This window comes from uncultured Capnocytophaga sp. (genome assembly GCF_938029845.1).
Lineage (GTDB): Bacteria > Bacteroidota > Bacteroidia > Flavobacteriales > Flavobacteriaceae > Capnocytophaga.
Genome location: NZ_CALHGG010000006.1, coordinates 1 through 7724 on the forward strand (window position 1 = coordinate 1; position 7724 = coordinate 7724).

Sequence of the window (7724 nt, forward strand, 5' to 3'; positions counted from 1 at the left end):
TTATTTAATAATGAGATTAAAATTAATAAATGGAGTTAGTTATGAGTACTTTTGTATATAATAAAGGAATATCTTCTTTTGAGGATAAAGATAAAATAAATCTCATTTTTGGATTATTTTTTGACGGAACTCGTAATAATATGGAACATACAAAAATCCGCAAAAAGATAAATCATAAAGGAGAGTTTAGTTCAGAAGAGGCAACTGCAAAAGAGAAAAATATTTATGACACATATGCAGAAGCTGATGATAGTTTTGCTAATGATTTTACTAATATTGCACGAATGTTTATGTGTTGCGAAGAAGATTATTCTATCTATATAGAGGGAATTGGCACAGTAGAAGAAGAAAGAGAGCAAAAGAAAGATGAATCAGATGGATATATTTATGGTAGAGGATTCACTGGTATCGTACCAAAAGTACGAAGAGGGTGTTTAAAATTAGCTGAAAGAATTAAAAATAAAGAAAAAGAAAGGGTAGAAGAAGGGAAAAAAATAAAAGAAATTAATTTAACAATAGATGTTTTTGGATTTAGTCGTGGAGCAGCCGCAGCAAGATATTTTTTATATAACTTGCAAAAAAGTTCCTATGAGCATGGTGTATTGCCCCCCACTGCAGTAACTTATATTCCACCTGACAAGGCTATTATTAAATTAGACCATGCGGGAGGCTTTGTAGATGATAGTTTAATAGAAAATGGACTACTTCCACCCTTTGGTTTTCTAGGTACTTCTTTATTAAGATTAGGTGTACCAAGAGAGTTGGTTGATAATATGAAAGTAACAATTCGTTTTTTAGGTCTCTATGATACTGTTGTCTCTTATGATCCTGAATCTCTTTTGATCCCCAGCTTCAAAAAATATATAGGAAAATTACATCTAGACGAAATAGGAAATCCTATAAGAGTTGTCCATTACACAGCACTAGATGAACATCGTAAAAATTTTTCAATCACTAGGTTAAAAACAGAAACACTCAGTAATGCTTTTGAAATAGGATTTCCTGGTGTACATAGTGATATAGGAGGAAGTTATAATAATGATAGACTTACAGAAAAAGAAATTTTTAACCTTCTTTCAAAATCTAAATTATATTCAAAAACGAAAGATTTTCTAAAAATGAAAGATTTTCTAAAAACGAAAGGTATTCTAAAAATGGATGATATTCTAAAAATGAAAGATATTCTAAAAATAAATGATATTCTTATGTATAGTTGTGATTATGAGATGATTGTGTTAGAAAAAAGTGTTTTTGAAAGTTCTTTGGAAAAACTAAGACAAGAACTTATACGTGAAGGTTGGTTTTTTGAATATCAAATAACGATTGAAGGTGGTTTCCCAAGAAAAACACTATATTCAGAACGATTTTTAAGACCTAGATATAATCTTATTCCTATGCACTTTATGTGCGAAGATTTTTCTAATTATATCTCTAATAATGAACTTATAGAAAACAAGATGTATACAAATTATTGTTTAGAAGATGATTTTTTGGAAAATGTAAAGGAATATCTAAGAAAACATACCATAGAAGGTAAACAAGAATGGGTATTAGAACACCCAGAAATTCCCAATAGATATAACTTTTATGAATATATTTATTCAAACGAAAATTCAAAAAGAGAAGGTGAATTTACCTTTACAAAATCTGATATTGAACTTAGTGAGATAGAAATTACAGCATATAGAGCTGATTATTTGTTAAGAAAATTAAGAAACTGCTATTTGCATAGATCTGCCAAAATGAATACTACTACTGATTATCTTGGACACGGACCAACTTCTGATAGAATACGCAAAGAATATTAGAGATGAAAAATGAAAAATATTTCATAGAAAGTATTGTAACTAAGGATTATAATACACCTTATACTCAAGAGAATACTTATAAACGTTTTATAGAGATTTGGTATTTAGGTAAAAAAGCAGATTTAGCTTATTACCAAGTAATGACTATAAAGTATCTATTTCCTGAAGAAAATACAATAAATACTTTATTGCGAAAAATAGCCTCTACTTTCAATTATTTAGAAGTAGGTATCAATGAAGAAAATAGAATAGCTAAAGTATTCAATCTTTCTGCTATTAAAATCAAATGGAAAAAAATACAACTATCTATTACTACCATTCATAAAGGTTATGAAATAGAGAACTATTGCGCTTCTATTACTAACCTACTAGAGAATGAACAAAGTTTTATTGCTTTCCTTAATCAAAATAATATGTTAGGATTACTTTTTAATGGACATCCCAAAGAGAATGATAAAGTAATTTGCAAAGGTGAAGACCTACTTGAATATAGAAATAGTATTCTTATAGAATCTATTGTAAATGAAATAAATAACAACACAAATTTAAAATACTCATTGTTATGGCTTGGTTCTTTGGAAATAAACAACAAAAATATATAGACAAATTAGAAAAAAATAATAAAAAGCGTCAAGAAAAGGAGCGTGAAGAGGCTGAAATCATTACCATTGGTAAAGCAACTCCAGAACAACAAGAGGAACGAGCTTCTCAAGTTGTAGCTCAGCGTAACCAAAAAAGAATGGAAGCCATTGAGAAAGAACAAGAAAAGGAAGATAAAGCTCAAGAAGACCAACTTTTTGTTATTAATGGAGCCAAGGTGAAATTCGGCCCTCATATAGGAACATTTAAAGTGCTAAGTGACACCCCTACCATCCAAAGTAAAACTGTAGGTACTGAAATAGAAAAAAGTCCTGCAAACTTTACATTTGTAGATGGATTTCAGCTATTGTCTCTAACACAATGGCAAGATATTGGAACAGCCAAATACCAAGATAACTTAGCTCTTATTAAAAAATCTACCATTATGGGTACAGGCAAAATGCCCCCTGCCAATGCTCCTATTGAAAGCGGTAAAATAGAGTTCATAGACTCAGGACAAATAAATGTTCCTGAAAATATAGGTACTACAGGAATGCCTATGCCACCATATATTCCGACTCCTAAAGTGATTGATTTTTATTTAACAGATAAACATAATAATCGTCTAGAAGATGTTGATTATGGTACATTTGTATATTTACATATAAAAACAGTGGGGTATATAGGAAAGACAATATCTGTAGATATGAATAACGAAAAAGCAGATTACCTACTCAATGGCGAAAGACTTGAAAAAGATGTACTCAAAGACTATTTAGTACAAAACAATGAAGAAATCATAGAATTAGAAGTTGTAGAACCTTTAAAATAAGAGCTATGAGTAACACTACTGTTTTTAGACTTGTCACTTCCTCTGGAGAAGAAAAGACAACAAAAGTACAGGTGAATATCTGTAAAAAGAAATCCCCTACTCCTTTTTCACCTGTTCCAGGAACTACTAACTATTACCGAAATCGGTATTTAGACTTTTTAGAAAGACATACTTTTTGTGGCCATATTCCTCCTGATTATTATATGGGACCAATGTTTATTCTTGACACAAAGGAACGTAGAGATTACTATGAGAAATATGCAGTCACATCCCAATTAAGAGAATATGGAGTCTCCCATAAGGAACTCCCTCCTATAGCTAAGAGAGGAAAAGAAGTAAAACCTTTCTTAGGTGATAGTTATGGATTTAAGTATTGTGCTTATTTCTCTCTTCTTGAGAAAGAAGAACTACGAAATATTGTTAGAGATTGGATAAATGAAGTAAGGTTAAACTTACAAAATCTGATGGAAAGAGGACTCATTCAAAAGAATTATGAAGCTAAATATGATACCTTTTTGATAGCAGAACTTTTAGGATTTCAGAAGAGATATAATAATAATTTTGAACCTACAAATATTGAAAAGCAGGAAGTATGTTATAAAGATGCTAAAAAAGCTAAGATGAAGGAATTTTATACCAATATAGAGCTTAATAATGAGCGTTTTAGAGAATTTGCTTTTGCTACACATCCTGAGGCTTATATGCCTGATAAAATGTCTGAGTTTACCATTGGGGAATTAGCTATTATAGGTTTAACACCTGATTTTAAAGAGTGGAAAGATGAAGCGACAAAGATGCAAGCTTTGATTACATTTGGAAATATGGATCATTTAAAGCTTCTTACTGTAAATTATATTTATTATAGAGACCCTCTTTATCCTATTTTGAAGGTTCCTACTGCAGAAATTCCTTATTTAGGTGTAATAACTAGAACAGTAGGTCTTTATAATACTATTGTAGATTCTATAAAAGTAGTAAGCAAAGCAACTCAAAAAGTATATGCTGAAACCTTTGTTGATTATGACAGAGAATATGTAAGAAAAAATAGCCTTAAATATGAAGAAGAATAAAGTTTCAATATATTTAGTATTTCATATATTACTAATTTTATATACTAATTGTTCCACTTTAATCCCTGATAACAATATGAAATGGACAGCGCAATACGACTTTATGGATTTGTACAAAAAGAGAAACCATGGATTCAATCCAGGTTCGGACAAACAACTAAGTTTGGTATTCTCCCCTATGGAGAATGTTATTATTTTGGGTGCCCAAAAGAACACTCCTAAGTTTGACCCCACTGCTACAGAAAAACAAGCAGTACTCTATATCTCTACGGATAGAGGACAATCCTACAAGGAACTCATTCTTGAAGGAAATGATGTCTATGATATTGCTGCCTATACGAAAGAGTACAGCATTATCTGTACTTCAGATTATAAATTTGAATATGTATATCTCCTTAATCATACGACTTTTCAGTTGAAAACAATAGATAAGTATAACAGAGATGAAGAAATTTATTATGATGATTTTGATGGGCAATTTCTCAAATGCAAAAAAAATGGAGTACGTTTTTTAGCAGATGTATTAAGTAAAGACTCTGTAAAGTTATATGAGATACCTAAAAAACTCACTGCTTATCAGTACTATCCTATTCATCAGAATGGAGATATTCTATATTACAATAAAATTTTAGAGCTTCGCACTTACAATGTAATTACAGGAGAAGACAAACTCTTTAATCAACTTAAACATAAATATGATTATTTCTTTCCTGAAAATTCATCGAATTACAATACCCCTCTTTCCTTGCAAAATGAAAAAAATGAGAATGATGAGGAAACATACGAATTGATGATTTACGACCTCGAGGAAAACTTTGTCCGTAAGATAACCAAAGAGAATCGTGAAAAGTACTATTACTATAAGGACTTTATCTGTGATTATACAAAGCTTCACACACATACTGAATTGCGTTTTTCTTTTGACAAAGGGAAAACTTGGAAAACCCACAAAATTCCTATGGTAGGTTTGTTTGGTTTTAATAAGAATGTAGGTTTCTTTGAGGACAAATATATTGTTTTTGAGGGTATTTTCTTTCGTGGAGATTCTCCAGAGAGTGGTGGTCGCATAATGGTAGGGGAATTTCAGAAGTAAAAAATAGTGCGGCTCGCACCTTTGGCAAAGTTGATTACTCTGATTATCAATAGTTTTTGTAGTGTGTTATGTACGAAAGCCAGCGATAGCTGGGTATGTGCTGCAAACGCCCAGATAAATAAAACTTTTCATACACCTTCAACGGGGGTAGGATTATAAATTATCGCTTTTGCGGCTTGCCCCCCTTCTTTCGGAAGGGGGAACGGGGGTAGGACTATTATTTTTCTGATTATTAAACAATTTTACACATTCTTATGATAAAAACCATTATAATCATCACGCTTATACTCTTAGCCTTATGGCTTACGGGCTGTTGGGGGTATAAAGCAAAACAAGACAAGAATAATAAAGCTAATACTAATGTCGAGCCTAAATATAAATGGGGAGTAGCGGTGAATACCCCCATTGGTTACCCTATACGCTTTTACGCGGCTATGGTAGGAGGAACTCCTATATCGAGAGAGCTTTACTCTATAACAGAAGAACCTGATTGGGGAAATGCTATGGGGTATGAAAGTCATTCAATGGACGAGTTACCCCAAAATGTAGATATGGTATGGCTGTCGTATAAAGAAGATTGTTTTTATAGGCTCAAAACCGCTATTGATTACGAAAAGGTAGCAAAACTTTTTAGAGAAGGTTTTGATGAAAGAGTACCTAATGGAGAAGTAAGACATGCAACCTATGATACTATAGTAGTAGGTATTGCTCCTGGTGGTGTAGTAGTGTTATGGGTAGGGTCTGGTTATTTACCACTTACAGAAATAGGAAGATACCAAGCTGAGAAAATAGCGCTTAGAGAACCTGAAGGATTAGACAATCACCAAAAACTTATATTTAGTAAAAAGGATAGAGAAGAGGTTTTAAATAGTAACACTATCATTCCTGAGGATTTTCGGGAGGCAAACAAAAATAAACCCATTCCCTTTGGTTTATGGGATAGCTATCGGGACAATCAGTACCAATGGTATCCTACTTTTGAAATTCCTAATGGAAAAATGGGAGATGTAGATTATCAGTATTGGAATGGAGAAGCGGACACCTTTTTTTTACAGATTTTATAACTTTAGAAGAATATAAAGATGTTTTTGTTCCCAAAGAGTTGTATCGCGATATAAGAAAACTTCCATTGTTTAAGGAAATACGTTTTAATTATAAAGCTGAAGATGGTATAAAATATGGGGTTTTAGTTCAGTTTGAATGGGAAGATACTTTAGAAGCCTATAAAAAAGTATTTGGAGAACATCCTGAGGAAGCAAAAGCGCATTTGGATATTCGAATGAATCGCATCAATTCTTATCTTACAGTTCGTCTGATGGGAGATAATGGGAAAGAGGCTTTTATAGATCCTAAATCAATAAGAATAAGAAAAGCAAATCAAAAATATGCAACACCTTTTGATAACTAATAAATAGATAAAAAATGAAAAAAATGAGAACATACTTACCAAAAATAGGAATGCTACTCTTAGCGACATTCCTAACTTCTTGTTTCTTTAAAACTAAAGATAATAAAGAAATCAAAGAGACTAAAGAAACTAAAGAAATCAAAGAAACTAAGGATGATAATATGAAATGGACTGCCAAATACAATTTTCTGGATTTGTACAAAAAAAGAAATAATGGTTTTAACCCTGGTTCGGACAAGGAATTGAGTTTGGTGTTTTCCCCTATGGAGAATGTCATTATCTTGGGAGCTCAAAAGGACACTCCTAATTTTGACCCCACGGCAACAGAAAGGCAAGCGGTACTCTATATCTCTACGGATAGAGGGCAATCCTATAAGGAACTCATTCTTGAAGGAAATGATGTCTATGATATTGCAGCCTATACGAAAGAGTATAGCATTATTGAGACTTCTGGAGATAAAAATAGATATATATACCTCCTTAATCATAAGACTTTTGAAATAAAGGAAATAGATAAGTATAATAGAGATGATGAAATCTATTACGATGATTTTGATGGTCGATTTCTCAAATGTAAAAAAAATGGAGTACGTTTTTTAGCAGATGTGTTAGCTAAAGATGGTGTAAAACTATATAAAATTCTTAAAAATTTCACTACTTATTCATATTATCCTATTCATCAGAATGGAGATATTCTATATTACAATGGAATATTAGAGCTTCGTACTTACAATGTAATTACAGGAGAAGACAAACTTTTTAAGCAACTCAAAGATAAATATGATTTCTTATCTCCAGAGAACTATTTGGATTACAACACACCTCTTTCTTTGCTAAAGATAGAAAATATGGATGATGAGGAAAAAGAAATAACCACAGTTTACGACCTCGAGGAAAACTTTGTCCGTAAGATAACCAAAGAGAATCGTGAAAA

6 protein-coding genes and 1 pseudogene are annotated in these 7724 nt (G+C 31.8%); all 7 read left to right on the top strand.

What is annotated here, in order from left to right:
• Positions 1 to 41: 41 nt before the first annotated feature.
• Positions 42 to 1808, top strand: a complete 1767-nt coding sequence (locus Q0625_RS00355) for a DUF2235 domain-containing protein (RefSeq protein ID WP_298822920.1) — start codon at positions 42 to 44, stop codon at positions 1806 to 1808.
• Between the two features lie 2 nt (positions 1809 to 1810).
• The gene (locus tag Q0625_RS00360) at positions 1811 to 2410 is read left to right on the top strand and encodes a hypothetical protein (RefSeq protein WP_298822921.1); all 600 of its coding nucleotides are present in this window, start codon (positions 1811 to 1813) and stop codon (positions 2408 to 2410) included.
• Positions 2371 to 3219, top strand: coding sequence for a hypothetical protein (locus tag Q0625_RS00365; RefSeq protein ID WP_298822922.1), 849 nt, complete (start codon positions 2371 to 2373; stop codon positions 3217 to 3219). Before Q0625_RS00360 ends, Q0625_RS00365 begins: the two co-directional genes overlap by 40 nt.
• A gap of 5 nt (positions 3220 to 3224) precedes the next feature.
• The gene (locus Q0625_RS00370) at positions 3225 to 4289 is read left to right on the top strand and encodes a hypothetical protein (RefSeq protein WP_298822923.1); all 1065 of its coding nucleotides are present in this window, start codon (positions 3225 to 3227) and stop codon (positions 4287 to 4289) included.
• A gap of 76 nt (positions 4290 to 4365) precedes the next feature.
• A complete protein-coding gene (locus tag Q0625_RS00375) occupies positions 4366 to 5382 on the top strand; it encodes a hypothetical protein (RefSeq protein WP_298822924.1) in 1017 nt (338 codons plus the stop codon).
• Between the two features lie 254 nt (positions 5383 to 5636).
• Positions 5637 to 6790 (top strand): annotated as a pseudogene (locus tag Q0625_RS00380) (DUF2931 family protein).
• 23 nt (positions 6791 to 6813) lie between these two features.
• A partial coding sequence (locus Q0625_RS00385; RefSeq protein ID WP_298822925.1) for a hypothetical protein occupies positions 6814 to 7724 on the top strand: 911 nt, incomplete at its 3' end.